This is a genomic window from Mycolicibacterium parafortuitum (genome assembly GCF_010725485.1).
Lineage (GTDB): Bacteria > Actinomycetota > Actinomycetes > Mycobacteriales > Mycobacteriaceae > Mycobacterium.
Genome location: NZ_AP022598.1, coordinates 3,928,765 through 3,953,797 on the forward strand (window position 1 = coordinate 3,928,765; position 25,033 = coordinate 3,953,797).

Here is a 25,033-nt window from a genome sequence, read left to right on the forward strand (position 1 = left end):
ATCACCCTACGGGTGGGCTTTTCGGCTCCGGTAGCCGTCTCCGGTCGCCACCAGGACCTCGGCGTGTGCCGGACTGCCGCAGGCGCGTTCGCACCCGACGAAGTGCCGGTGCCCGGGACGGCGGGATCCACCGCGGCGGCGGCATCGGCCCGCACGTCGGCGGCCGACTGGGCGCAGCCCGGGCTGCCGGTGCACGCCGACACCGACAGCCACGGCGAGTTCTCGTCGAAGATCAGCCCGAGCGGGGCCAGCACCCGCAGCGCCACATCGGCGACCTCCTCCTCGAGGTCGAACAGCAGCATCGACCGCCACGGCGTCACCGCCATCGGCGCCTCGACCGCGGCGAGGTAACGCGCCACCTGGGCGTCGAGCACCCCCAGCGGCACCGCCGCGCCGAGCGCGATCCGGCCGTCATCCTGCTCGATCCAGCCGACCGGGGGCGGGTCACCGGCGGCCAGGCGGCCCCGGGCGGCGCCTCGGCGTCCAGGTCGCGCACCAGCAGCATCGGGTCGTCGAGTTCGCGGACCCGCCAGTGCTTTCCGCGCAGCTCGAGGAACCGCCGGGCCACGCCGAGAAGTTCGTCGACGGCGGCATCCAGCGGGATCCGCACACCGGTGTCGCGGCCGGCGAGAAGCAGTGCCGCGGTGGAGGTGTCGAGGGCGTGCACACCAGCGTCGGCGCCGAGACCGGAGATGTCGCCGCGGCCGTCGTCGATGCCGAACAGGAACCGGCCGGGCAGCGCGGCCAGGGCCGGATCGGCCTGCACGGCCGTGTCGAGCGCGGTGACCAGCCCGCGGACGTCGCACGCGCCGCCGGCACGTCCCGACAGCGGAGACGCGACGATGTTGCGGACCCGCTCGTGGGACGTCGACGGCAGCAACCCGGCGTCGGTCAGCAGCGCGGCGACCGCGGCGGGGTCACGCACCCCGCGGATCTGCAGGTTCGCCCGCGATGTCAGCTCGAGCGTCGAAGCGGCCAACTCGATGGCCGCCAGCGCGACGGTCTCCATCTGGGCTGCGGTGATCGCCCCGCCGGGCAACCGGATGCGGACCAGGTCCCCGTCGGCCGCGCGATGGGTCTGCAGCGCCCCCGGACATGCGTCCGTCTCACGCGCTCTGACCACGCGTCCACGGTACTCGCCGGCCCGACGGACCGTCAGCTCGCGAGGCTGGCCGGGGCCGCGGGCCGGACCGGGTCGACCACCGGCGAGTACGACGACGCGTCGCCGGCGATCACCCGGCTGGGCCGGCCTGCGACGTCGACGGGGATGTCGCCGGCCAGCGTGACCCGGCTCAGGCGGCGGAACTGGTCGTCGTAGTCGGACACCGCGTAGTGCTGGGTGGCCCGGTTGTCCCAGATGGCGAGGTCGCCCAGCTCCCAGTTCCACCGGATGGTGTTCTCCAGCTTGGTGATCCGGGCCTGCAGCAGGTTCAACAGCGTGGCGGACTCGGCGTGCCCGAGCCCGACGAAGTGCTTGACGAACAGGCCGACCAGCAGCACCTTGCGCCCCGTCTCCGGGTGCACCCGCACCACCGGGTGCTCGGTCTCGTAGTAGTCGGAGACGAACTCCTCGAGGTACTGGCGTTCGGTGTCGGCGAGCGGGCGCAGGCGCGCGTCGGCGTCGCCGGCGTAGTCGTACTGATTGGTGTGCACCGCCCACAGATTCTCGGCGAGCACGCGCAGCGGCTCCGGAAGCTGGTCGTAGGCGGCCTCGGTCGACGCCCACGCGGTGGTGCCGCCGTAGGGCGGCAGCGTGACCGCGCGCAACAACGACGCCTTCGGGATGCGGTCGACGAACGTCACATCGGTGTGCCAGGCGTTCGCCTTGTCGTAGCGCGAGTCGATCGGCAGCACCTTGGCCCCGCGGGAGGTCACCGTCGGGTGGGCGGTGGTCGGCGTACCCAGCGCGCGGGCCAGCTCCAGCTGCCCCTCGTCGTCCAGATCGTGCTGACCCCGGAAGAAGATCACCTTGTGCTCCAGCAGGGCGGCGTTGATCCGCGCCGCCGTGTCGGGGTCGACCCCGCGGGCGAGATCCACCCCGTCGATACGCGCCCCGATATGGGCGCCGAGCTTGACCACGTGCAGTGTTGACATCCGTTCTCCTCCGTAGATCCCGCTCGAATACCGTGCCTGGATCGGGGCCCGCGGACCATCCTTTGATTCAGCACGAATCGAATCGGACCCGTTTCGACCACTTCAAGATCGGGTACGTGCAGCCGTCATGACCGGGCTGTGGGATTACGTGTCCACGCACTACCCGCAGCTCGCGTTCGACTCCTATCAGCACGTCAGCGCGGTGGTGCAAAGCGTGCTGATCGCGACCGTGATCGGCGTGGCGATCGGGGTGCTGACCTACCGCAACGCGCTGGCGGCCAACATCGCTACCGCGACGTCCAGCGTGATCCTGACGGTGCCTGCGTTCGCGCTGCTGGGCCTGCTGATCCCGCTGTTCGGCCTGGGTGTGATCCCGAGCGTCGCGGCGCTGGTGCTCTATTCGCTGCTGCCGATCGTGCGCAACACCATCGTCGGGCTCAACGCGGTCGACCCGGCGCTGACCGATGCGGCACGCGGCATCGGGATGAGCCGCCTGCAGACGCTGGGCCGGGTCGAGCTGCGGCTGGTCTGGCCGGCCGTGCTGTCGGCGATGCGGCTGGCCACCCAGATGTCGATGGGCGTGCTCGCGATCGCGGCGTACGTCAAAGGCCCCGGCCTCGGAAACCTGATCTTCGCCGGGCTGGCCAGGGTGGGCAGCCCGACCGCGCTGCCGATGGCGTTGAGCGGAACGCTGCTCATCGTGATCCTGGCGCTCGTTCTCGACGCCGCCCTGGTTCTGCTCGGGCGGCTCACGACGTCGAAAGGCATTCGGTGACAGCACAATCCGCGCAATCCGGCACCCAATCAGGCCCGAGCGGGGCGCGCATCGAACTCGACCACGTGTCGAAGGTCTACCCGGGCGCCAAAACGCCTGCCGTCGAAGACGTCTCGCTGGAGATCCCGGCCGGGGAGATCGTGGTCCTGGTCGGGCCGTCCGGTTGCGGCAAGACCACCACGATGCGGATGATCAACCGGCTCAGCGAACCCACCTCGGGGCGGATCCTGATCGGCGACCGGGACGCGCTGGCGATCAAGCCCACCGAACTGCGGCGCTCGATCGGCTACGCGATCCAGCAGGCGGGTCTGTTCCCGCACATGACGATCCGCCAGAACGTCGGCCTGGTTCCCGGGCTGCTCGGCTGGGACCGCCGCCGGATCAACGACCGGGTCGACGAACTGCTCGACCTGGTCGGGCTCGAACCCGCCCAGTACGCCGACCGCTACCCGCGTCAGCTCTCCGGTGGACAGCAGCAGCGCGTCGGGGTGGCCCGGGCACTGGCGGCCGACCCGCCCGTGCTGTTGATGGACGAACCGTTCGGCGCCGTCGACCCGATCACCCGCAGCACCCTCCAGGACGAGCTGCTGCGGCTGCAGACCGAACTGCGCAAGACCATCGTGTTCGTCACCCACGACTTCGGCGAGGCCGTCAAACTCGGCGACCGCATCGCGGTGCTGGGCCAGCAGTCCAAGGTGCTGCAGTACGACACCCCGCAGAACATCCTGGCCAACCCCGCCGACGACACCGTCGCCGGCTTCGTCGGGTCGGGGGCCTCGCTGCAGCAACTGGGGCTGTTGCGGGTCAAGGACGTCGCGCTGGAACCTCGGCCGTCCGTGCACCGCGGCGACAGCGTCGAGGCGGTGCGCGCGGTGATCGCGGCCACCGAGCACGACTGGGCGGTGGTGCTCGACGACCGGCAACGGCCGGTCAACTGGGTGCGTGAGAGCCGGCTGCGGCACGCCGCCACCCTGGCCGACGCGGTCGAGAAGCTCGACGTGGTCAGCACCTACTCCACGCTGGAGGACGCCCTCGAGGCGATCCTGGCCGAACAACACGCCTCGGCCGTCGTCGCCGGCCCCGGCAACCGCTACGAGGGCGTGGTCACGCTCGACACCCTGATCGACACCATCACCAGCCTGCGCGCCAAGGCGGAGTCTTCCGCGGCGTCGGCGGCCGCCGGGGACGACCCGTCGTGACCTCGACAGTGACGGCGCCCGCCGACGCACCCGGCGCCCCGGCGGCCGCGCGGGGCGAGCGGCTGCGGCTGTTCGTGCAGCCGGTGCTGGTCCTGATCGTCGCGGCGGCCGTGGTGTTCTGGGCGTTCGACCGCGACCTGACCGCCACCCAGCAGGAGAACATCAACCCGGCCAATGTGGCGACGCTGATCTGGCAGCACCTGTTGATCACCGCCGCGGTGACCGCGATCGTGCTGCTGATCGGGATACCGCTCGGGGTGCTGGTCACCCGCCCCGGCGCAAAGATGTTGCGGCCGTTGTTCGTCGGGATCGCGAACGTCGGCCAGGCCGCACCCGCCATCGGCCTGCTCGTGCTGCTGTTCCTGGTGACCGCCAAGACCGGATTCTGGATCGGGGTACTGCCGATCGCGCTGTACTCGCTGCTCCCGGTGCTGTCGAGCACCATCCTGGGCATCGACCAGGTCGACCGGTCGCTGATCGACGCCGGACTGGGGCAGGGGATGTCGCGACGCTCGCTGCTGCTGCGGGTGGAACTGCCGCTGGCCGTGCCGTACATCCTTGCGGGACTGCGCACCTCGCTGGTGCTCGCGGTCGGTACCGCGACGCTGTCGTTCCTCGTCAATGCCGGCGGGCTGGGCATCCTGATCGACACCGGCTACAAGCTGCAGGACGACGTCACGCTGATCCTCGGCAGCGTGCTCGCGGTGTGCCTGGCGCTGCTGGTGGACTGGCTCGGCGGACTCGCCGAACACTTCATCAGCCCGAAGGGGTTGCGCTGATGAGGATGCGCACGGTGCTCGTCCTGGCGACCGCGATCGCGGTCGTGCTGTCCGGCTGTGGGCTCGGATCGGGCAGCACGGTGCCGCTGCGGGTCGGGCCCGGGACCATCCAGCCCACCCCCGGTCTTGAAGGCGTGCAGATCACCGTCGGGTCCAAGGAATACACCGAGCAGGTGATCATGGGCTACATCCTGGAGTTCACGCTGGCCGCCGCGGGCGCCGACGTCCGCGACCTGACCGGCATCGTCGGCTCCCGAAGTACAAGGGAGGCACAGCTTTCCGGGCAGGTCGACGTCGCCTACGAGTTCACCGGCAACGCGTGGATCAACTACCTCGGCCACGAGAAACCCATCCCGGACACCCGGGAACAGTACGAGGCTGTCCGCGACGAGGACCTCCGGCGCAACGACATGGTGTGGCTGGAACCCGGACCGATGGACGACACCTACGCGCTGGCCGCCAGCCCGCAGACCGTCGAGCGGACCGGCGTGCGGACCCTGTCGGACTACGCGGCGCTGGTGCTGCGCGATCCCGCCGCGGCGCGCACCTGCGTGGACACCGAATTCCGGGCCCGCCAGGACGGTTTCCCGGGGATGGCCGCCGCCTACGGTTTCGACCCGGCGCGGGCGCAGACCCCGATCCTGCAGGTCGGGATCATCTATCAGGCCACCGCCGACGGCACCGAATGCGACTTCGGCGAGGTGTTCACCACCGACGGCCGCATCGCCGCGCTGAACCTCGTGGTGCTGACCGACGACAAGCAGTTCTTCGCGCACTACAACCCGTCGGTGACGATGAAGCGCGAGTTCTTCGAGGCCCATCCCGAGATCGCCGAGGTGACCGCGCCTGTCACGGCGGCACTGACCAATGACGCGATCATGGCGATGAACAAGGCCGTCGACGTCGACGGCCTCGACCCCAGCGTCGTCGCCCGCGACTGGATGGTCGAGCAGGGCTTCATCACCGCCGAGTAGCTCCGGGATTCCGCTGTGCCGGCACCGTGTTCGTGACCTACGTCACTCGGCGCGACGAGTCGTCTCCTCGCGCACACAACCCGCAATTTACCCAGTACCGGCGGTACCGTCCGCGTAGTCATTCGAACACGTGAAAGGAACGCCGATGTTCGAACTCATCGTCTTCGCCGCCATCGTCGCCGCACTCGTCGCCGCGCTCGGTTTGCCCTACCGCCAGACCTGGTACAGCCGCTGGCACGGCTGAGCCGAGACCGCGCTCAGCGGCCCGACCCCGGTCCGGTACGAATGAGGGGTGACCGAACCCGCCGCCAGCCCGACCGTTCTGCTGCTCTCGACGTCGGACACCGACCTGATCACCGCCAGGGCCAGCGGAGCGGCCTACCGGTGGGCGAACCCGGCCCGGCTGGTCGACGGGGAACTCGACGAACTGCTGCGCGGCGCTGACATCGCGATCGTGCGCATCCTCGGCGGCTACCGCGCCTGGGAGGACGGTATCGACGCCGTGGTGGCCAGCGGGGTGCCGACCGTGGTGGTCAGCGGCGAGCAGACCCCCGACGCCGACCTGATGGCCCATTCGACGACGCCGGCCGGGGTCGCGGTGCAGACGCACATCTACCTCGCGCAGGGCGGTACCGAGAACCTGGCCAACCTGCACGCGTTCCTGTCGGACACGGTGCTGATGACCGGCTTCGGTTTCGCCGAACCCGTCACCACCCCGAACTGGGGTGTGCTGCAACGCCCCTCGGTAACCGCTGACGGACCGACGGTCGCGGTGCTGTACTACCGCGCCCAGCACCTGGCGGGCAACACCCGCTACATCGAGGCGCTCTGCGAGGCGATCGAACACGCCGGGGGAGTGGCACTTCCGGTGTTCTGCGCGTCGCTGCGCACCGCCGACGACGCGCTGATCGAGCTGCTCGGCACCGCCGACGCGCTGATCACCACGGTGCTCGCCGCAGGTGGCGCGACACCCGCCGCCGTCGGCGCGGGCGGTGCGGACGACACCTGGAACGTCGCTCACCTTGCCGCCCTTGACATCCCGATCCTGCAGGGATTGTGCCTGACCAGTTCGAAGGGGCAGTGGGACGCGAACGACGACGGGCTCTCGCCGCTCGACGTCGCGACCCAGGTCGCGGTGCCCGAGTTCGACGGCCGCATCATCACGGTCCCGTTCTCGTTCAAGGAGATCGACGACGAAGGGCTGATCTCCTACGTCCCCGATCCCGAACGGTGCGCACGGGTCGCGGGCCTGGCGGTCCGCCACGCCCGGCTGCGCTCGATCGCCCCGGCCGACAAACGCATCGCGGTGGTGTTCTCGGCGTATCCGACCAAGCACGCCCGCATCGGCAACGCGGTCGGCCTCGACACCCCGGCCAGCGCCATCCGGCTGCTGACCGCGATGCGCGACGCCGGCTACGACGTCGGTGAGGTTCCGGGTCTGGAAGCCCGCGATGGTGACGCGCTGATCCACGCCCTGATCGAGCGCGGTGGACAGGACGCCGACTGGCTCACCGAGGGGCAGCTGGCCGGAAACCCGATCCGGGTGTCCGCCAAGGACTATCGCGACTGGTTCGCGACGTTGCCCGCCGACCTGGCCGATGCGGTCACCGAGCACTGGGGCCCGCCGCCGGGCGAGTTGTTCGTCGACCGCAGCCGTGACCCCGACGGTGAGATCGTGATCGCGGCGATGCGATCGGGCAATGTGGTGCTGATGGTTCAGCCGCCGCGCGGCTTCGGCGAGAACCCGGTGGCGATCTATCACGATCCGGACCTGCCGCCGAGCCACCACTACCTGGCCGCCTACCGCTGGCTCGATCGCGGCTTCTCCAACGGCTTCGAAGCCGACGCGATCGTGCACCTGGGCAAGCACGGCAACCTGGAATGGCTGCCCGGCAAGACCCTGGGCATGTCCGCGGGCTGCGGCACCGACGCCGCCCTGGGCGATCAGCCGCTGATCTACCCGTTCCTGGTCAACGACCCCGGCGAGGGTACGCAGGCCAAACGCCGCGCCCATGCGACGCTGGTCGACCACCTGATCCCGCCGATGGCCCGCGCCGAAACCTACGGCGACATCGCGCGTCTGGAGCAACTGCTCGACGAGCACGCCAACATCTCCGCGCTCGACCCGGGCAAGCTGCCCGCGATCCGCCAGCAGATCTGGACGTTGATGCGCGCGGCGAAGATGGACCACGACCTCGGGCTGGAAGACCGCCCCGACGAGGACTCGTTCGACGACATGCTGCTGCACGTCGACGGCTGGCTGTGTGAGATCAAGGATGTGCAGATTCGCGACGGCCTGCACATCCTCGGTGAAACCCCAACTGGTGAGGCGCAAGTCGACCTGGTGCTGGCGATCCTGCGGGCGCGCCAGCTGTTCGGCGGCGAACAGACGGTGCCGGGCCTGCGCCAGGCGCTGGGCCTGACCGAGGACGGCAGCGACGAACGCGCCGCCGTCGACGCCGCCGAGGCCCGCGCCCGCGAACTCGTCGCGGCGCTGCAGGCCACCGGCTGGGACGCCGCGGCCGTCGACAGCCTCACCGAGGACCCCGACGTCGCGGCGATCCTGCGGTTCGCCGCCACCGAGGTGGTGCCGCGGCTGGCGGGCACCGCCGGTGAGGTCGAGCAGATCCTGCGCGCCCTCGACGGCCGGTTCATCGAGTCCGGGCCGTCCGGCTCACCGCTGCGCGGTCTGGTCAACGTGCTGCCCACCGGGCGCAATTTCTACTCCGTCGACCCGAAGGCGGTGCCGTCCCGGCTGGCATGGGAAACCGGTGTCGCGATGGCGGATTCGCTGCTGGAGCGCTACCGCACCGACTACGGCCGCTGGCCTGAGTCGGTCGGGCTGTCGGTGTGGGGCACCTCGGCGATGCGCACCGCGGGCGACGACATCGCCGAAGTCCTCGCGCTGCTCGGGGTCCGGCCGATCTGGGACGACGCATCACGGCGTGTCGTGGACCTGGAGGCGATCCCGCTCGCCGAGCTGGGCCGCCCCCGCATCGACGTCACCGTGCGCATCTCCGGGTTCTTCCGCGACGCGTTCCCGCACGTCGTCACGATGCTCGACGACGCGGTGCAGCTCGTCGCCGGCCTCGACGAGCCGGCCGAGGACAACTACGTGCGCGCGCACGCCGAGGTCGACCTGGCCGAGCACGGTGACCAGAGGCGCGCCACCACAAGGATTTTCGGCTCCAAGCCGGGAACCTACGGCGCCGGTCTGCTGCAGCTGATCGACAGCCGCAACTGGCGCGACGACGCCGACCTCGCGCAGGTGTACACCGCCTGGGGCGGCTTCGCCTATGGTCGCGGCCTCGACGGGGCGCCCGCCACCGACGACATGAACCGGGCCTACCGGCGAATCGCGGTGGCCGCCAAGAATACCGACACCCGCGAGCACGACATCGCCGATTCCGACGACTACTTCCAGTACCACGGCGGCATGGTCGCCACGGTGCGCGCGCTGACCGGTAAGGACCCGGCCGCCTACATCGGCGACAACACCAGGCCCGACGCGGTGCGCACCCGGACGCTGAACGAGGAGACCACCCGGGTGTTCCGCGCCCGCGTCGTCAACCCGCGCTGGATCAACGCGATGCGCAGGCACGGCTACAAGGGCGCGTTCGAGATGGCCGCGACCGTCGACTACCTGTTCGGCTACGACGCCACCGCCGGGGTGATGGCCGACTGGATGTACGAACAGCTCACCCAGAGCTACGTGCTCGACCCGGAGAACCGCAAGTTCATGAACGAGTCGAACCCGTGGGCGCTGCACGGGATGGCCGAACGGCTGCTGGAGGCCGCCGGCCGCGGCATGTGGGCCGCGCCGGAGCAGTCCACTCTCGACGGTCTTCGGCAGGTGCTGCTGGAAACCGAGGGCGACCTCGAGGGCTGACGTTCACTAGATTGGTCGGTATGCCTGTGACCTTCGCCGACGTCGCCAAGTCGGAATACATCCTGCTGACCACCTTCACCAAGGACGGCAGGCCGAAGCCGACAGCGATCTGGGCCGCCCCGGCCGGAGAGGCGCTGATCGCGATCACCCAGGAGTCGTCCTGGAAGGTCAAGCGCATCCGCAACACCCCTCGGGTGACGATCGCCGAGTGCGACCGCTCCGGCAAGCCGAAGAGCGAGGCCGTCGAGGCCACCGCGGTGATCCTGCCCAAGGCGATGAACGCCAAGACCTACGACGCCCTCGGCAAGCGCTACGGCCTGCTGGGCAAGACGTTCAACTTCTTCTCGAAGCTGCGCGGCGGGATGGAGAAGAACGTTTCGATCGAGATCAGACCGGTCAACTAGAAGGTTCATGGCGCACCCCGGGGACCGGCACCCGACGTTCACCGACGTCTACACCGCGAAATACCTGCTGCTGACCACCTTCACCAAGGACGGTAGAGCCAAGCCGACCCCGGTGTGGGGTGTCCCGCACGGCGACAAACTGCTGATCAGCACCGACGCCGGGTCCTGGAAGACCAAACGCATCCGCAACACCCCTCGGGTCACGATCTGCGAGTGCGGGGTGCTCGGCAAGCCGAAGGGTGAACCCGTCGAGGCGGTGGCGCGCAATCTCCCCGCCTCCGAGACCCGGCGGGTGTTCGACATGGTCACCCGGCGCTACTGGTGGCATGCGTGGTGGTGGGTGCCGCAGGCGCTCATCCGCGGCGGGGTCGACAAGGTGCACGCCGCGATCGAGGTCGAGGCCGCCTCGCAGTGAGCTGAACGCGCCCCCGGAACCGTCACCGCGTCCCATCCGTTGGCACACTATGGCGATGCGAGTGTTCCTTGTCTACGTGCTGGCCGAGCTGGCGGTGCTGGTCGCGCTGATCTCGACGATCGGCTTCGGCTGGACGATGCTGCTGGTCGCCGGCGCGTTCCTGCTGGGCCTGGCACTCGCCGGTTCGCAGCTGCGCCGCCATCTGCAGAAGCTGCGGTCCGGGCTGACGCTGGCCGACGCGCAGGGCGCCGTCACCGACAGCGTGCTCGTGGCACTCGGTACCGTGCTCGTCGTGATTCCCGGCCTGGCCAGTTCCGTCCTCGGTGCGCTGCTGCTGTTGCCGCCGACCCGCGCCGCCGCGCGGCCCGTCCTCACCGCGATGGCGGCCCGGCGCGCGCCGCTGATCGTCGGTGTCAGCACCGTCGGTTCGGCAGCCACCCGCCGGTCGGGCCGCGGCGAGTACGTCGACGGTGAGGTCATCGAGGTCATCGATGACGTCCCGGGCGACTTCCGAAGCGACGTCCCGCCCGCCGGACCCGCACTGCCGCGCTCGCCGGAGTGAGCACCACCCTTCTGCTCAACGGCCGCGTCCACAGCCCGGCGATGCCGGATGCGACGGCGATGGCCGTGCGCGACGGCGTCGTGGCCTGGCTGGGCAGCGACGACGTTGGCCGGGCACAGTTCCCCGACGCGACCGAAACCGACCTCGACGGTGCCTTCGTCGCCCCCGCCTTCGTCGACAGCCACGTCCACACCACGGCCACCGGCCTGGCCCTGACCGGACTCGGCCTGCGCGGCGCCACCTCGCTGCGGCACTGCCTGACGCTGCTGCGGGAGTTCGCCGCCGCGCATCCCGACGGGGTGATCTGGGGCCACGGCTGGGACGAGACGGCCTGGCCGGAGCGCAGCGCGCCCAGCACCGCCGATATCGACGCCGCGATCGGACCGCGGTCGGCCTACCTGTCCCGCGTCGACGTCCACTCCGCCGTCGCATCGACACCGCTGCGCCACGCCGCCGGCATCGCCGACGACCTGCCCCTGATCGCCGAGGCACACCACCGGGTGCGCCGCGTCGCTCGCGAGCAGCTGACCGCCGGCCAGCGCGCGCAGGCCCGCACCGCCGCGCTGGACGCCGCCGCGGCGTCCGGCATCGTCGCCGTGCACGAATGCGCGGGTCCGCAGATCGGCGGCCTGGACGACTGGCACGAACTGCGCACCCACGAGCACGGAGTCGAGGTCGTCGGCTACTGGGGCGAACACGTCGGCACCGCCGCCGAGGCCCGGGACCTGATCGCGCAGACCCAGGCCCGCGGACTGGCCGGCGACCTGTTCGTCGACGGCGCGCTCGGATCGCGCACCGCGTGGCTGCACGACCCCTACACCGACGCCGGACCGGAGTGCGCGGCCCCGCACGGCAACAGCTACCTCGACGTCGACGCGATCACCGCGCACCTGTGCGCCTGCACCGAGGCCGGGGTGACCGCGGGCTTCCACGTCATCGGCGACGCCGCGGTCGCCGCGGTGACGGCGGCCCTGCAGGCCACCGTGGACCGCTTCGGCGGGCCCGCGGTCGCGCGCTGCGGCCACCGGCTCGAACACCTGGAGATGGTCACCGAGGAGCAGGCCGCCAAGCTCGGCAGCTGGGGCGTGATCGCCAGCATGCAGCCGAATTTCGACGCGCTGTGGGGCGGGCCCACCGGCATGTACGCCGAGCGGCTCGGTGCCGATCGAGCCGCCGGGTTGAACCGGTTCGCGCTGTTAGCATCCCAAGGCGTGCCCCTAGCGTTCGGGTCCGACAGCCCGGTCACCGACATCAACCCGTGGGCGACGGTCCGCGCGGCGACCACCCACCACACCCCGGGCAGCGCGATCTCGGCGCGGGCGGCGTTCGCCGCGGCGACCAAGGGAGCGTGGCGGGCCGGCGGAGTCCGCGACGGCATCACCGGCACCCTGGTGCCGGGAGCGCCCGCGAGCTACGCGGTGTGGGAAGCCGACGCGTTCGACGTCAGCGCCCCCACCGATGCCGTGCAGCGCTGGTCCACCGATCCGCGGTCCCGGGTGCCGGTCCTGCCCAGCCTCACCGACGACCTCCCGCGGTGCAGGCAGACCGTGCACCGGGGCGAAGTCATCCATGGCTGAGACCGAGACGGCTGAGGCCGAGACGCCCTCGCGCATACGGCGTCTCGGGCAGGCGATCGTCGATCGCCTGCCCGTGTTGAGTGTCACCATCGTGGCGGGGCTGGCGCTGTGCGTCAGCTTCCCGCCGTTCGGCTGGTGGTATCTGGCGATCCTCGCGTTCGCGCTTCTCGGATGGGTGCTGACCCGCGAGCGCACCACCGCCGCAGGCGGCTTCGGCTACGGGTTCCTGTTCGGGCTCGCGTTCTACGTGCCACTGCTGCCCTGGATCAGCGGGCTGGTCGGGGCGCTGCCGTGGCTGGCGCTCAGCGCCGCGCAGGCGCTGTTCCCAGCGCTGTTCGGGCTGCTGGCCGTGGTCGTGCGGCGGCTGCCCGGCAGGCCGGTGTGGTTCGCGGCGTTGTGGGTGGCCCAGGAATGGCTGAAATCGAGCGTCCCGTTCGGCGGCTTCCCGTGGGGGGTGGTCGGGTTCTCCCAGAGCCACAGCCCGCTGCTGCCGCTGGCCCACGTCGGCGGCGCCCCGCTGGTCTCGTTCGCCGTGGTGCTGATCGGCTTCAGCCTGGCCGCGCTGGTGCTGGAGACGGCCTCGTGGTGGCGGCGCGATGCCACCGCCCGGGCCGCCGCGCCCCCGGCGGTCGTGCTGCCCGGCTTGTGCATCACGCTGGTGCTGATCGTGTCGACGCTGGCCTGGCCGCACGTGCGCAAGGCCGGCCTCGGCGCCGGAGACGAGCCCCCGGTCACGGTCGCCGCCGTGCAGGGCAACGTCCCGCGCCTCGGCCTGGACTTCAACGCCCAGCGCCGCGCGGTGCTCGACAACCACGTCCGCGAGACGCTGCGCCTGGCCGACGACGTCCGGGCCGGACGCGCCCCGCAACCGATGGTGGTGGTGTGGCCGGAGAATTCCTCCGACATCGATCCGATCGCGAACCCCGATGCCGCGCAGGAGATCTCCATGGCTGCCGCGGCGGTCAACGCGCCGATCCTGGTCGGGGGAGTCGTCGCCGCGCCCGGCTACAGCCGCACCAACCCGGTCTCGCATAACACCGTCATCGTGTGGAACCCGCAGGGCGGCCCGGCCGAGCGCCACGACAAACGCATCGTGCAGCCGTTCGGTGAATACCTGCCGTGGCGTGGCTTCTTCAGCAAGCTGTCGTCCTACGCCGACCGGGCGGGCTACTTCGTGCCCGGCGACGGTGACGGCGTGGTGGAGGCGGCGGGGATCCCGATCGGGATCACCACCTGCTGGGAGGTCATCTTCGACCGCGCCGCCCGCGACGCCGTCCGCAACGGCGCCCAGCTGCTGGCTGTGCCGAGCAACAACGCGACCTTCGACCAAGCGATGAGCGAACAGCAGCTGGCGTTCGGCAAGCTGCGCGCCGTCGAACACGACCGCTACGTCGTCGTCGCGGGCACCACCGGCATCAGCGCGGTGATCGCCCCCGACGGCCACGAGGTGGCCCGCACCGGCTGGTTCGAGCCGGCCTACCTCGATCAGCAGGTGCGGCTGAAGACGACCGTCACACCGGCCACCCGGTTCGGCCCGTACCTGCAGGCGTTGCTGGCGGCCATCGGCGTTTCGGCTGTTCTGGGGGCGATACTGCACAATGGATCATTCGTGCCCACCAGACTGAGAGGTCGGCGATCGACCAGCGACGAAGGAGCCACATGAGCGTCCCCGACGGCTCGAACGGTCAAGCCGAACCCGTCTGGCGTCCCAGCGCCCGGACCCTGGTCATCATCCCGACGTACAACGAGCGCGACAACCTGCTCTCGATCGTGTCCCGCGTCACCGACGCGACCCCCGACGTGCACGTGCTGATCGTCGACGACGGCAGCCCCGACGGCACCGGCGAGCTGGCCGACGAACTCGCGCTCGCCGACCCCGACCGTGTGCACGTCATGCACCGCACGTCCAAGGACGGGCTCGGCGCGGCCTACCTCGCCGGCTTCGCGTGGGGGCTGAGCCGCCAGTACACGGTGCTGGTCGAGATGGACGCCGACGGCAGTCACGCCCCGGAAGACCTGCACCGGTTGCTCGACGAGATCGACGCGGGCGCGGACGTGGTGATCGGGTCGCGGTATGTGCCCGGCGGAAACGTGCGTAACTGGCCGCGCCGGCGGCTGGTGCTGTCGCGGACCGCGAACGCGTACTCGCGGATCCTGCTCGGCGTCGACATCCACGACATCACCGCGGGATACCGCGCCTACCGGCGTGAGGTGCTGGAGAAGATCGAGCTCGGCGCCGTCGACTCGAAGGGTTACGGCTTCCAGGTGGATCTGACCTGGCGGTCCATCAATGCCGGCTTCACCGTGGTCGAGGTGCCGATCACGTTCACCGAACGTGAGCACGGTGTGTCCAAGATGGACGGGTCGACGATCCGCGAGGCGATCGTCAAGGTCGCGCAGTGGGGAATCCGGGCGCGCATCGACCGCGCCCGCGGCGCCGCGCGCTGAGGCGCGGCGCCAGGCACTATCCGCGGCGGCGCGCCTTCACGATCTCCATGCGCTCCTTGAGCAGCTCGTCGAGCTCTTCGATCGAACGACGCTCCAGCAGCATGTCCCAGTGCGTGCGCGGCGGCTTGACCTTCTTGGGCTCGGGGACGTCACCCTCGATCAGGGTGCCCTCGAGGCCGTTGCGGCACAGCCAGGTGCCGGGGATCTCGGCGTCGTCGGCGAACGGTACGTCGAACTCCTCACCGTTCTCGGTGCGGTAGCGGGCGACCTGACGCGGCGCCAGGTCGTGGTTGCGGTCCGTCTCGTAGCTCACTGCTCCGAGGCGGCTGCCCCTCAAGACACGATCAGCCATCGTCAACTCCTCTGCGAATGCTTTTGGTCCGGGATCGTCAACGTCAAACGTGTGCGAAGAGTTCCCGACTCGTCGGTTGATGATACCGGGATTACCCAACGCCCCCGTCTACAGTCACCCACGTGACCTCGCTGAGCCCCGCGACCGGGACCCGCCGGCGACCCCAGACGTGTCGCTGGTGCGGCCGCGAAGTGGCCGACGCCGGCATGGGCCGGCGCCGGCAGTACTGCAGGCAGTCGTGCCGGCAGCGCGCCTACGAACAACGGGCCCTCGTGAAGGGCACCTCGGTGCCCGAGGACGCCGTGGTGCTGTCCGCCGAGGAGGCCTCGGTGCTCGCCGACCGCGTCTACCAGGTCCGGTGTGCGGCCGAAGACATGGCGACAGCACTCGAGGAGGGGGCCGGCACGGCCGAACTGCGCGAGCTGTGCGACGCGGTGATGCAGGCCGCCCGCGCGGCCGACGGCTGGCGCTGATCAACCGCCCCCGAGGGCGTGATTGTCGGTACTGTTAGCGCGTGAGCAGCGCTGATTCCGCGCTTTCCTCGTCGCCACGGGTCTGGTGCTTCGACGACTACGTCCTCGATGCCGCCCGCTACGAACTGCGCTCCGGTGAGACGGTGATCAAGGTCGAACCCCAGGTGTTCGACGTGCTGACCCTCCTGGTGAGCAACCACGACCGCTTCGTCACCAAGGAAGAACTCTTCGACAGCGTCTGGGGTGGGCGTTTCGTCGGGGAGGCGGCGCTGACCAGCAGGATCAAGGCCGCGCGGCGCGCGCTGGGCGACGACGGCGAATCGCAGCGCTACATCCGCACCGTGCGCGGCCGCGGATACCAGTTCGTGGGCCGGGTGCGCGACGCGCAGACCGCCGGGACGCCGGAGGCCGAACCCGAGGCGCCGATCCCCGCGCAGCACATCGCGTTCACCCGCGCCGCCGACGGGGTGCGTCTGGCGTACGCAGTCTCCGGTGACGGGCCGCCGTTGGTGAAGGCCGCGAACTGGATGACGCACCTGAGCTACGACAGCGAGAGCCCGGTGTGGCGGCACGGCGTGCGCGAGATGTCGTTGCGGTACCGGTTCGTCCGCTACGACGAGCGCGGCTGCGGGCTGTCCGACTGGGACGTCGGCGCGTTCACGTTCGACGACTGGGTCACCGATCTGGAGACCGTCGTCGACGCCGTGGGATTGGACCGGTTCGCACTGCTGGGGGTGTCGCAGGGCGGTGCCGTCGCGGTCGCCTACGCGGCGCGCCACCCCGACCACGTCAGCCACCTGGTGCTGTGCGGCGCGTACGCCAGGGGTCGTGCCGTCAGAGCCCAGAACGAGGACGAAAAGCGCGCTGCGGCATTGGATCTCGAGCTCGCCCGGGTGGGCTGGGGCCGCGACGATCCCGCCTTCCGGCAGGTGTTCGCCGCGCAGTTCCGCCCGGACGGCACCCGCGAGGACTGGGCCGCGTTCGACCAGTTGCAGCGCCGCACCACCTCACCGGAGAACGCGGTGCACTTCCTCGAGGAGTTCGGTCGCATCGACGTGCGCGAACTGTGTGCGCAGGTGCGGTGCCCGACGCTGGTGCTGCACTCGCGCGACGACCGCCGGGTCCCGCTGCGCTACGGGGAGGAACTGGCGGCACTGATCCCGGACGCCCGCCTGGTCGCGCTGCCGAGCAACAACCATCTGCTCACCGCGACCGAGCCCGCCTGGCCGATGTTCTGCGACGAGGTGGCCGCATTCCTGCGCGGACCGTAGGGACGATCTCCACGCAATCTCCACACAATCTCCAAGTACGCCGTCGCGGCGAAGATCATGCTGGCCCCATGAGAAAAACCACCCGTTCCCTGCTCGCGGCGGTCGGTGCGACGATGGCGTTCGGGACGCTGTCCGGTTGCACCAGCACGTCGACGACGGACACCACCACACCCGCGCAGCCCGCGCCCGAGACCACCAGCGTCGTCGCATTTCCGGCCACCGCCCGCTACATGGCCGACATGGCCGCCCCCGACGGCAAGACCATGACGATCGGCGTCAGCGTCGACGGAGCCGAGGTCGCGGCCTACGCCTGCAACGGAATCGACGACGAGGCATGGTTCTTCGGCAACCAGACCGACGGGGCGATCGACCTGAAGTCCCGATTCCGCGACACGTTGGCCGCCGACTTCGACGGCACCGACCTCGTCGGCACCGTCAGGATGAACGACGTCGACTACACCTTCACCGCCGCGTCGGTCTCCGGCGTCGCCGGCATGTACACCGCCGAATCCGACGGTGTGCGGGCGTCTTGGGTGGTGCGGCCCGACGGCACCGCCACCGGGGTGCAGTTCAGCGGATTCGCCGAGGGCAACCGCGACTTCGACCCGTTCCACCTCGACGAGTTCAGCGATTTCGACGTGCGCAACAACGTCCGCAACAAGCGCAACCTCTCACCCGCGGGCCCGATCGAATTCCTGCCCGACGGCCGTCCCCAGGCGTCCATCAACGGCGTCAGCGTGACGCCCACCTTGGTCACCGGAACCTTCCGGCTCGGCTGAGGGTTCGATACGGAGACGCAAACGTGTCGCCCGACCCGGACTCTGTAATGCTTTCGGCGTGGACCAATGGTTCGAGCGCAGTCCGTTCATCGGGTTCATCCCGTGGATCATCTACTGGGTCGTCGCCGACGGGCCGAGCACCTGGATGTTCGGCGCGATCTGCGCGGTGCTCTCGACGCTGCTCCTCGGGGTGTCGGTCGGATTCGCCGGGCTACGGCTCCTCGACATCGTCACCGCGGTGTTCTTCACCGCGGTCACGGTGGCCGGGCTGTTCGTCGGCGCGCAGGATCTCGACTGGATGGACACCTACGCGACCACGCTGTCGAGCGGGGTGCTGGCCGTGATGGCGTTGGCGTCGCTGGGATTCGAACCGTTCACCGCGCAGTACGCACCTCCGAGCGCGGCGCGCCAGGATTGGGAGGAAACCGCGTTCCGGCGCACCAACCAGGTGCTGACGTTGATGTGGGCGCTGGTGTTCGCGCTCATCGCGGTCCTGGGCTACCTGGCGGTGATGGCTCCGGCCACCGTGCACGTGACCAAAGCGGTGATCCCGGTCGTCGTGATCGTCGGCGCCGTCGGTATGACCCTGACCTATCCGGACAAGGCCCGCGAGAAGGCCCGTCTCGGCGCGGAGTGACGCGCCTTCAGCAGCTGAACCGGGCCGCGGCCTCGGGTGGGGCGGCGGTCTCGGCCAGGCAGCCGTACGGCGCCACCCCGTCGGCGGCGATCCGCACCGCGCCGCGGTGTGCGTAGTTCACGCAGTACAGACCGGACACGTCGCTGCGGCATCGGGTGTCGCCGAACGTCAACGACTGCCCGGCCGGCAGTTCGGCTCCGGATCCGTTCAGGAACGGACCGGGGTCGCCGCGCAGCGCGCCGACCGTCAGATCGGTGCCGGAGAACTCGATCCAGCCCGGCTTCCACTGGCCTTCGGCCTGCGCCGGGCGCGGCGGAGGTGAGGTGAGATCGAGGAGGCACGTCAACGTGCCCGCGCCGGTGATGCACTGCGTGTAGCTGTGCGGCGTGCCGGACGCGGCGACGAAGGCGGTCTCCTCGCCGAGCCGGGTGGTCACCCCGTCGCGGAACGTGACGTGGAAGGACTCGGCGTCGGCCGGGGTGCCCGCCTCGATCCAGGCGATGACCTCGTCGATCGACGCGGTCGCCGCGGGCGCGCCGGACGGCGCGGCCGGACCCTGCGTCGAGGGCGAAACCGACGGCTGCGTCGACGGTGGAGGCGGCGGGGAGGAGGACGGCTGCGACGATTCGGCCTGGCCGCCCACCGATTGAGAGCAGGCAGCAACCAGGACGCTCACCGCGAGCAAGCCAGCGATACGCATTCGGCCAGGTTAGCCATCGGACACGGGTGGGATCGTCAGGCAGGCCGCGTGGGAGTTCGCTACGGTCGCAGAATGCACGAGCACACCGTCCGAGTGAAGATCGCCTCGGGCACCGTCGAGGGCTTCACCCGCGACGGCGTCAACCGCTGGCGATCCATCCCGTACGCGCGGCCGCCGGTCGGCCCGTTGCGCCTGCGTGCCCCCCAGCCGGTTCAGCCCTGGCCCGGGGTGCGGTATTGCCATGGCTACGGTGCCTGCTCGCCGCAGCAGCGGATGTACACGATCCTCGCCCCTGGCAAATACCAGCCGATGAGCGAGGACTGCCTGACCCTGAACGTGGTGGCCCCGGTGGGCGCCGAAACCCGTGGGGCCGGTGATCCGCTGCCGGTGATGGTGTTCATCCACGGCGGCGGATACCTGCTGGGTAGTTCGGCGACCCCGATCTACGACGGCGCTTCGCTGGCCCGCAAGGGTTGTGTGTACGTGTCGGTGAACTACCGGCTCGGTGCCCTCGGGTGCCTGGACCTGTCGTCGCTGTCCACCGAGGGGATCCGGATCGACGACAACCTGTTCCTGCGCGACCTGGTGATGGCGTTGCGCTGGGTGCGCGAGAACATCTCGGCGTTCGGCGGGGACGCGGACAACGTCACGATCTTCGGCGAGAGCGCGGGGGCCCACGCGGTCGCCACGCTGATGGCCACACCGGAGGCCAAAGGCCTTTTCGCGCAGGCGATCTCGCAGAGCCCGGCAGCCGGGATGATCAGCGACGTCGACACCGCCGCCGAGTATGCGACCCGGTTCGCCCGCCGGCTCGGCGCGAGCGGTTCCGACGCCGCGCAGGCGTTGATGGCGGCGCGGCCCGCCGAACTCGTCGACGCCCTCGATCAGGTGATCCTCGACGGGCAGCGGGACATGCTGGGCGCGTTCGCGATCGGGCCGACCTACGGCACCGAGTATCTGCCCCAGGATCCGATCGAGGCGATGCGCGAGGGTACGGCGCACCGGGTGCCGCTGATCGTCGGCACCAACGCCGACGAGGGCCGGCTGTTCACCCGCTTCCTCAAACTGCTGCCGACCAACCAGGCGGCCATCGAGAAGCTGCTCGCCGCCGTGGATCCGGAAGCACGCCAACAGATTCTGGCCGCCTACCCGGGCTATCCGGCCGCCGACGCGTGCGTGAGGTTCGGCGGGGACTTCATCTTCGGGTCGGCGGTGTGGCAGATGGCGCACGGGCATTCGGCGCATGCGCCGACGTACGTCTACCGCTACGACTACGCGACCGCCGCGCTGCGCCTGTCCGGCATGGGGGCGACCCACGCGACCGAGCTGCTCGCGGTGTTCGACGTCTACCGGTCGCGGTTCGGCAGGCTGCTGGCCGCGGGGCTGGACTCGCGCAGCGCCAAGAAGGTCACCGACGATGTGCAGGGGAGATGGCTGTCGTTCGCCGAGCGCGCGGTACCCGGCCCGGACTGGCCGCAGTACACCCGCGAGGAGCGGCCGGTTCTGGTGCTCGACCGGCGCCGCCGCGTCGAACTCGACCCGCACTCCGAGCGCCGCCGGGCCTGGGAGGGTTTCTTCCTGGCCCATCGCTGACGCGTTGGCCGAATCACCCCGCCGCGGGTCGGCTGATGTGGTTGCGTTGATCCGTGTCGTATCCGCTCGATCCGCTCGGCGCCGACGAGTTCACCGCGGTCGCCGAGACACTGCGCCGCGAGCACGGTGTCGCCCCGGCCTCCGGAACCGAACCTGGGTGGCGTTTCGCGTCCATCGAGTTGGTCGAGCCGTCCAAGGCCGAGCTCGCCGACTTCGATCAGGGTGGGCCGCGGCCGCCGCGCCGCGCACAGGCCCTGTGCCTCAACCGCTCCGCCAACGCCACCTACAAGGCCGTGGTGAACCTGACCGACGCGCGGGTCGAGGTGCTCGAGCACATCCCCGGGGTGCAGGCGAACTTCACCGTCGACGAGTTCGTGGAGTGCGATCAACTGCTGCGCACCCACCCCGACGTCGTCGCCGCCCTGCGCGGCCGCGGCATCACCGACATGGACCTGGTGTTCTTCGACACCTGGACCTACGGTGAGGCCGTCGCCCCGCCGGAGTTCCGGGACCGCCGCATCGGCTGGTCGGACAGCTGGGTCAAGGCCGCACCCGGGGCCAACCCGTACGCGCGGCTGATCAGCGGGCTGCACTGCGTGATCGACCTGAACACGATGGAACTGCTGCGGGTCGAGGACGACGGACCGTTCGCGGCGGGCCGGGAGGCGATGCCGGAGGTGATGGGGGAGTACGTGCCCGCGCACATCCCCGAGCGCATCCTCGGCCGCGGCCGCCGCGAACCGCTCAAGCCACTCCACATCACCCAGCCCGAGGGCCCGTCGTTCACCCTCGACGGCCGGCTCCTGAGCTGGCAGAACTGGTCGCTGCGTATCGGATTCAACCACCGCGAGGGCATGACCCTGCACACCGTGCGCTACCGCGACGGCGACCGGGACCGCTCGATCGCGCACCGCATGTCGTTCGCCGAGATGATCGTTCCCTACCGCGACCCGTCGCCGGATCACTACCGCCGCACCGCATTCGACATCGGCGAATGGGGACTGGGGTTCATGACGACCTCGCTGGAACTCGGCTGCGACTGCCTCGGCGAGATCCGCTACCTCGACGCGGTGCTGCACAACAGCAAGGGTGAGCCGTACACGATCACCAACGCGATCTGCATCCACGAGGAAGACAACGCCGTGCTGTGGAAGCACGTCGACCACGAGATCGGTGCCGAGGTGCGGCGCATGCGCCGGCTGACGATCTCGTTCCACGTCACGGTCGCCAACTACGAATACCTGGTCTATTGGCGGCTTTATCAGGACGGCAACATCGAATGCGAGGTGCGCGCGACCGGCATCATGGTCACCACGCCACTGCCCGCCGGCGCGCCGAACCCGAACGGCACCCTGGTCGACGAACGAACCTACGCGCCGTTCCACCAGCACTTCCTGGTCGCCCGTCTCGACATGGACATCGACGGTCCCGACAACACCGTGGTGATGTCGGAGTCGTTCGCCGAACCGGTCGGACCGGACAATCCGCACGGTCTGTCGCTGGTGGTGCACAACATTCCGCTGCGCACCGAGGGGGAGGCCAAGCAGGACGTCAGCTTCGCGACCCAGCGTGCGTGGAAGGTGGTCAACCCCAACGTCGTCACCGCCCTCGGGGCGCACCCGGCGTACAAACTGGTGCCCAGCGGCGCGATCCCGGCGATGTTCGAGCCGGGATCGCCGGTCCTGGAGCGCGCGGGCGTGATCGCCCATACCCTGTGGGTCACCCCGAACCGACCCGACGAACGTTGGCCCGCAGGCGAATTCGTCAATCAGTCGGCGCGCGACACCGGGCTGACGCGCTGGACCGCGGCGGATCGCCCGATCGAGAACACCGACGTGGTGCTGTGGTACGTGTTCGGCATCCACCACATCACCCGCGCCGAGGACTGGCCGGTGATGCCCGTCGACGTGGTGTCGTTCTGGCTCAAACCTTTCGGCTTCTTCGACCGCAATCCCGCGCTCGACGTCGTCGGCACCCCGCCGGACGCGTGCCACACCGACACCACCAGCGCCCCCCACTGAGACTCAGCACCGCGAGCGCGCGTGTCTGTCCGCCGGCGCGCCGCACTTTCTGGCATTCCGCGCGCGCTCGTCGCCGACGAAGTCAGTCGATGCGGAAGCGTTTGACGCGCGACGTCGCGCCGGACACCAGTGCGATCCGACTGCGCGGCACACCGAAATGATCGGCGAGAAGCTTGGTCACGGCCGCGGTGGCTTTGCCGTCGACAGCGCGCTCGCGGACATAGACGGTCAACTCGCCGTCGGCGCCGGCTTCCACCAGCGGGCCCTTGGCGCTACCGGGCTTCACACGCACGGTGATGAGTTCCGACATGGCTCGTCGAAACCGTCCGTGTCAGCGGGCGATGATGACGGAGCTGCCGTGGCCGAAGAGTCCTTGGTTGGCGGTGATGCCGACGGTGGCGCCCTCGACTTGGCGGCCGGTGGCTTGGCCTTTGAGTTGCCAGGTGAGTTCGCAGATTTGGGCGATGGCTTGGGCGGGGATGGCTTCGCCGAAGCTGGCGAGGCCGCCGGAGGGGTTGACGGGGATGCGGCCGCCGAGGGTGGTGGCTCCGGAGCGTAGGAGGTGTTCGGCCTCGCCGCGGGCGCAGAGGCCGAGGTGTTCGTACCAGTCGAGTTCTAGGGCGGTGGACAGGTCGTAGACCTCGGCCATCGACAGGTCTTCGGGGCCGATGCCGGCTTCGGTGTAGGCGGCGTCGAGGATTTGGTCTTTGAAGACGCGGTCGGGGCCGGGTACGACGGCGGTGGAGTCGGTGGCGATGTCGGGTAGTTCGGGGAGGTGTTGGGGGTATTGGGGTGATTGCAGGCTGATTGCGCGCACGCTGGGGACGCCGTGGACGGATCCGAGGTGTTTTTCGGTGAAGTCTTTGGAGGCGACGATGAGTGCGGCGGCGCCATCGCTGGTGGCGCAGATGTCGAGCAGGCGCAGGGGGTCGGAGACGACGGGGGAGGCCAGGACGTCGTCGATGGTGGCTTCTTTGCGGTAGCGGGCGTACGGGTTGTTGATGCCGTGGCGGGCGTTTTTGACTTTCACGGCGGCGAAGTCGTCGACGGTGGCGCCGTAGAGGTCCATGCGGCGGCGCGCGAGGAGGGCGAAGTAGACGGTGTTGGTGGCCCCGATGAGGTGGAAGCGTTGCCAGTCGGGGTCGTTGCGGCGTTCGCCGCCGACGGGGGCGAAGAAGCCTTTGGGGGTGGTGTCGGCGCCGATGACCAGGGCGACGTCGCACAGGCCGGCCAGGATTTGGGCGCGTGCGGATTGCAGGGCTTGGGAGCCGGAGGCGCAGGCGGCGTAACTGGAGGTGACGGGGATGCCGTTCCAGCCGAGTTTTTGGGCGAAGGTGGCTCCGGCGACGAAGCCGGGGTAGCCGTTGCGGATGGTGTCCGCACCGGCGACGAGTTGGATTTGTTGCCAGTCGAGGTTGGCCTCGGTCAGGGCGGCCCGGGCGGCCACGACGCCGTATTCGGTGAAGTCGCGGCCCCATTTGCCCCAGGGGTGCATGCCCGCGCCGAGGATGTAGACCGGGTCGGGGCTCATTGGGCGATCCTCCAGGCGTGGGTGGTGTGTTCGACACCGTTGTCGTCGGTGTAGAGGGTCATGGTGGTCAGTTCCATGGTCATGCCGATGGTCAGGTCGGCGGCCAGGGTGCCTTCGACGACCTTGCCCAGCACGATCAGGCCTTCGTCGGCCAGTTCCACGGCCGCGACGGCGAACGGTTCGAACGGGTCCGGGGACGGGTACGGCGGGGGTGGGGCGTAGCGGTTTTCGGTGTAGGACCACAGGGTGCCCTGCCGCGAGAGTGGCACCAACGCCAACTCGTCACTGGCACACCCGGGGTTGGGGCAGTTGTTCTCCCGTGGCGGGAACACAAACGTCCCACACCCGGTGCACTTACCACCGATCAAATGCGTCGCACCGGACTCATCAGTCGCAAACCACCCGTCGATCGCGGGCTGAACAGAAGCGGACACGCGGTCAGCGTACCGACTCCGCGGCCGAATACTGAAACGTGTTCCAGTTTTCTGCCGAGTGGCGATCGTCGGCGGGCACCTCGGCCCCCGCGAGAGTGCGATGAGAGCGCCGCCGCAGCGAGGAGC

The 25,033-nt window shown here is 69.9% G+C and carries 23 protein-coding genes and 1 pseudogene; 17 read left to right on the forward strand and 7 right to left on the reverse strand.

Annotation, left to right across the window (positions count from 1 at the left end):
- Nucleotides 1–6 precede the first annotated feature (6 nt).
- Both cobG and NTM_RS18830 read right to left on the reverse strand, forming a co-directional pair.
- A pseudogene (gene cobG, locus NTM_RS18825) lies at nucleotides 7–1,123 on the reverse strand (precorrin-3B synthase).
- Between the two features lie 32 nt (nucleotides 1,124–1,155).
- The gene (locus tag NTM_RS18830) at nucleotides 1,156–2,094 is read right to left on the reverse strand and encodes a TauD/TfdA dioxygenase family protein (protein WP_083144443.1); all 939 of its coding nucleotides are present in this window, start codon (nucleotides 2,092–2,094) and stop codon (nucleotides 1,156–1,158) included.
- A 127-nt stretch (nucleotides 2,095–2,221) separates the two neighbouring features.
- Here NTM_RS18830 and NTM_RS18835 point away from each other — a divergent pair, with 127 nt between their 5' ends.
- The 11 genes from NTM_RS18835 (at nucleotide 2,222) to NTM_RS18885 (ending at nucleotide 15,116) form a co-directional block, all read left to right on the forward strand.
- The gene (locus NTM_RS18835; protein ID WP_083144442.1) at nucleotides 2,222–2,869 is read left to right on the forward strand and encodes an ABC transporter permease; all 648 of its coding nucleotides are present in this window, start codon (nucleotides 2,222–2,224) and stop codon (nucleotides 2,867–2,869) included.
- A complete protein-coding gene (locus NTM_RS18840; protein ID WP_083144441.1) occupies nucleotides 2,866–4,068 on the forward strand; it encodes an ABC transporter ATP-binding protein in 1,203 nt (400 codons plus the stop codon). Before NTM_RS18835 ends, NTM_RS18840 begins: the two co-directional genes overlap by 4 nt.
- Nucleotides 4,065–4,847 carry an ABC transporter permease gene (locus tag NTM_RS18845; RefSeq protein ID WP_179963960.1) on the forward strand — a complete coding sequence of 261 codons (783 nt, stop codon included), beginning with the start codon at nucleotides 4,065–4,067 and terminating at the stop codon, nucleotides 4,845–4,847. Before NTM_RS18840 ends, NTM_RS18845 begins: the two co-directional genes overlap by 4 nt.
- A complete protein-coding gene (locus NTM_RS18850; protein WP_083144439.1) occupies nucleotides 4,847–5,821 on the forward strand; it encodes a glycine betaine ABC transporter substrate-binding protein in 975 nt (324 codons plus the stop codon). Before NTM_RS18845 ends, NTM_RS18850 begins: the two co-directional genes overlap by 1 nt.
- A gap of 292 nt (nucleotides 5,822–6,113) precedes the next feature.
- Complete coding sequence (cobN, locus tag NTM_RS18855; RefSeq protein WP_083144438.1) at nucleotides 6,114–9,710, forward strand: cobaltochelatase subunit CobN; 3,597 nt, start codon at nucleotides 6,114–6,116, stop codon at nucleotides 9,708–9,710.
- Nucleotides 9,711–9,730: 20 nt separating this feature from the next.
- The gene (locus NTM_RS18860) at nucleotides 9,731–10,114 is read left to right on the forward strand and encodes a PPOX class F420-dependent oxidoreductase (protein ID WP_083144437.1); all 384 of its coding nucleotides are present in this window, start codon (nucleotides 9,731–9,733) and stop codon (nucleotides 10,112–10,114) included.
- Nucleotides 10,115–10,121: 7 nt separating this feature from the next.
- Nucleotides 10,122–10,529, forward strand: coding sequence for a PPOX class F420-dependent oxidoreductase (locus NTM_RS18865; protein ID WP_083144436.1), 408 nt, complete (start codon nucleotides 10,122–10,124; stop codon nucleotides 10,527–10,529).
- Between the two features lie 49 nt (nucleotides 10,530–10,578).
- Nucleotides 10,579–11,091, forward strand: coding sequence for an FxsA family protein (locus NTM_RS18870; protein WP_083144435.1), 513 nt, complete (start codon nucleotides 10,579–10,581; stop codon nucleotides 11,089–11,091).
- A gap of 41 nt (nucleotides 11,092–11,132) precedes the next feature.
- Entirely contained in the window at nucleotides 11,133–12,668 is a 1,536-nt protein-coding gene (locus tag NTM_RS18875; protein WP_083144524.1) for an amidohydrolase, read from the forward strand.
- Nucleotides 12,661–14,331 (forward strand): apolipoprotein N-acyltransferase, encoded by a 1,671-nt coding sequence (gene lnt, locus NTM_RS18880; protein WP_083144434.1) that lies wholly within the window; start codon nucleotides 12,661–12,663, stop codon nucleotides 14,329–14,331. The genes NTM_RS18875 and lnt overlap by 8 nt, the downstream gene beginning before the upstream one ends.
- Nucleotides 14,328–15,116 (forward strand): polyprenol monophosphomannose synthase, encoded by a 789-nt coding sequence (locus NTM_RS18885; RefSeq protein ID WP_083144433.1) that lies wholly within the window; start codon nucleotides 14,328–14,330, stop codon nucleotides 15,114–15,116. The genes lnt and NTM_RS18885 overlap by 4 nt, the downstream gene beginning before the upstream one ends.
- 16 nt (nucleotides 15,117–15,132) lie before the next feature.
- Here the strand turns inward: NTM_RS18885 and NTM_RS18890 are convergent, their stop codons facing one another.
- Nucleotides 15,133–15,468, reverse strand: coding sequence for an RNA polymerase-binding protein RbpA (locus tag NTM_RS18890; RefSeq protein ID WP_083144432.1), 336 nt, complete (start codon nucleotides 15,466–15,468; stop codon nucleotides 15,133–15,135).
- 122 nt (nucleotides 15,469–15,590) lie between these two features.
- Here NTM_RS18890 and NTM_RS18895 point away from each other — a divergent pair, with 122 nt between their 5' ends.
- The 4 genes from NTM_RS18895 (at nucleotide 15,591) to NTM_RS18910 (ending at nucleotide 18,628) form a co-directional block, all read left to right on the forward strand.
- Entirely contained in the window at nucleotides 15,591–15,941 is a 351-nt protein-coding gene (locus NTM_RS18895) for a hypothetical protein (RefSeq protein ID WP_083144431.1), read from the forward strand.
- Between the two features lie 41 nt (nucleotides 15,942–15,982).
- Nucleotides 15,983–17,212, forward strand: coding sequence for an alpha/beta hydrolase (locus NTM_RS18900; RefSeq protein WP_083144430.1), 1,230 nt, complete (start codon nucleotides 15,983–15,985; stop codon nucleotides 17,210–17,212).
- A 68-nt stretch (nucleotides 17,213–17,280) separates the two neighbouring features.
- Nucleotides 17,281–17,991, forward strand: coding sequence for a hypothetical protein (locus NTM_RS18905; RefSeq protein ID WP_083144429.1), 711 nt, complete (start codon nucleotides 17,281–17,283; stop codon nucleotides 17,989–17,991).
- A 58-nt stretch (nucleotides 17,992–18,049) separates the two neighbouring features.
- Nucleotides 18,050–18,628: a DUF3159 domain-containing protein gene (locus NTM_RS18910; protein ID WP_179963961.1), complete on the forward strand. Its 579-nt coding sequence runs from the start codon at nucleotides 18,050–18,052 to the stop codon at nucleotides 18,626–18,628.
- Between the two features lie 7 nt (nucleotides 18,629–18,635).
- On the opposite strand, the gene NTM_RS18915 is transcribed toward NTM_RS18910, so the two are convergent.
- Nucleotides 18,636–19,328, reverse strand: coding sequence for a hypothetical protein (locus NTM_RS18915; protein WP_083144427.1), 693 nt, complete (start codon nucleotides 19,326–19,328; stop codon nucleotides 18,636–18,638).
- Nucleotides 19,329–19,400: 72 nt separating this feature from the next.
- Here NTM_RS18915 and NTM_RS18920 point away from each other — a divergent pair, with 72 nt between their 5' ends.
- The gene (locus NTM_RS18920; RefSeq protein WP_083144426.1) at nucleotides 19,401–20,921 is read left to right on the forward strand and encodes a carboxylesterase/lipase family protein; all 1,521 of its coding nucleotides are present in this window, start codon (nucleotides 19,401–19,403) and stop codon (nucleotides 20,919–20,921) included.
- Between the two features lie 53 nt (nucleotides 20,922–20,974).
- The gene (locus NTM_RS18925) at nucleotides 20,975–22,942 is read left to right on the forward strand and encodes a primary-amine oxidase (protein WP_163767103.1); all 1,968 of its coding nucleotides are present in this window, start codon (nucleotides 20,975–20,977) and stop codon (nucleotides 22,940–22,942) included.
- Between the two features lie 82 nt (nucleotides 22,943–23,024).
- Here NTM_RS18925 and NTM_RS18930 read toward each other — a convergent pair whose 3' ends face one another.
- The 3 genes from NTM_RS18930 to NTM_RS18940 are packed head-to-tail and all read right to left on the reverse strand — an operon-like array spanning nucleotide 23,025 to nucleotide 24,907.
- Nucleotides 23,025–23,252 (reverse strand): DUF167 domain-containing protein, encoded by a 228-nt coding sequence (locus tag NTM_RS18930; protein ID WP_163767104.1) that lies wholly within the window; start codon nucleotides 23,250–23,252, stop codon nucleotides 23,025–23,027.
- A 21-nt stretch (nucleotides 23,253–23,273) separates the two neighbouring features.
- On the reverse strand, nucleotides 23,274–24,473 hold the full coding sequence (locus NTM_RS18935) for a lipid-transfer protein (protein WP_163767105.1): 1,200 nt from the start codon (nucleotides 24,471–24,473) through the stop codon (nucleotides 23,274–23,276).
- Complete coding sequence (locus NTM_RS18940) at nucleotides 24,470–24,907, reverse strand: Zn-ribbon domain-containing OB-fold protein (RefSeq protein ID WP_163767106.1); 438 nt, start codon at nucleotides 24,905–24,907, stop codon at nucleotides 24,470–24,472. Before NTM_RS18940 ends, NTM_RS18935 begins: the two co-directional genes overlap by 4 nt.
- Nucleotides 24,908–25,033 lie beyond the last annotated feature (126 nt).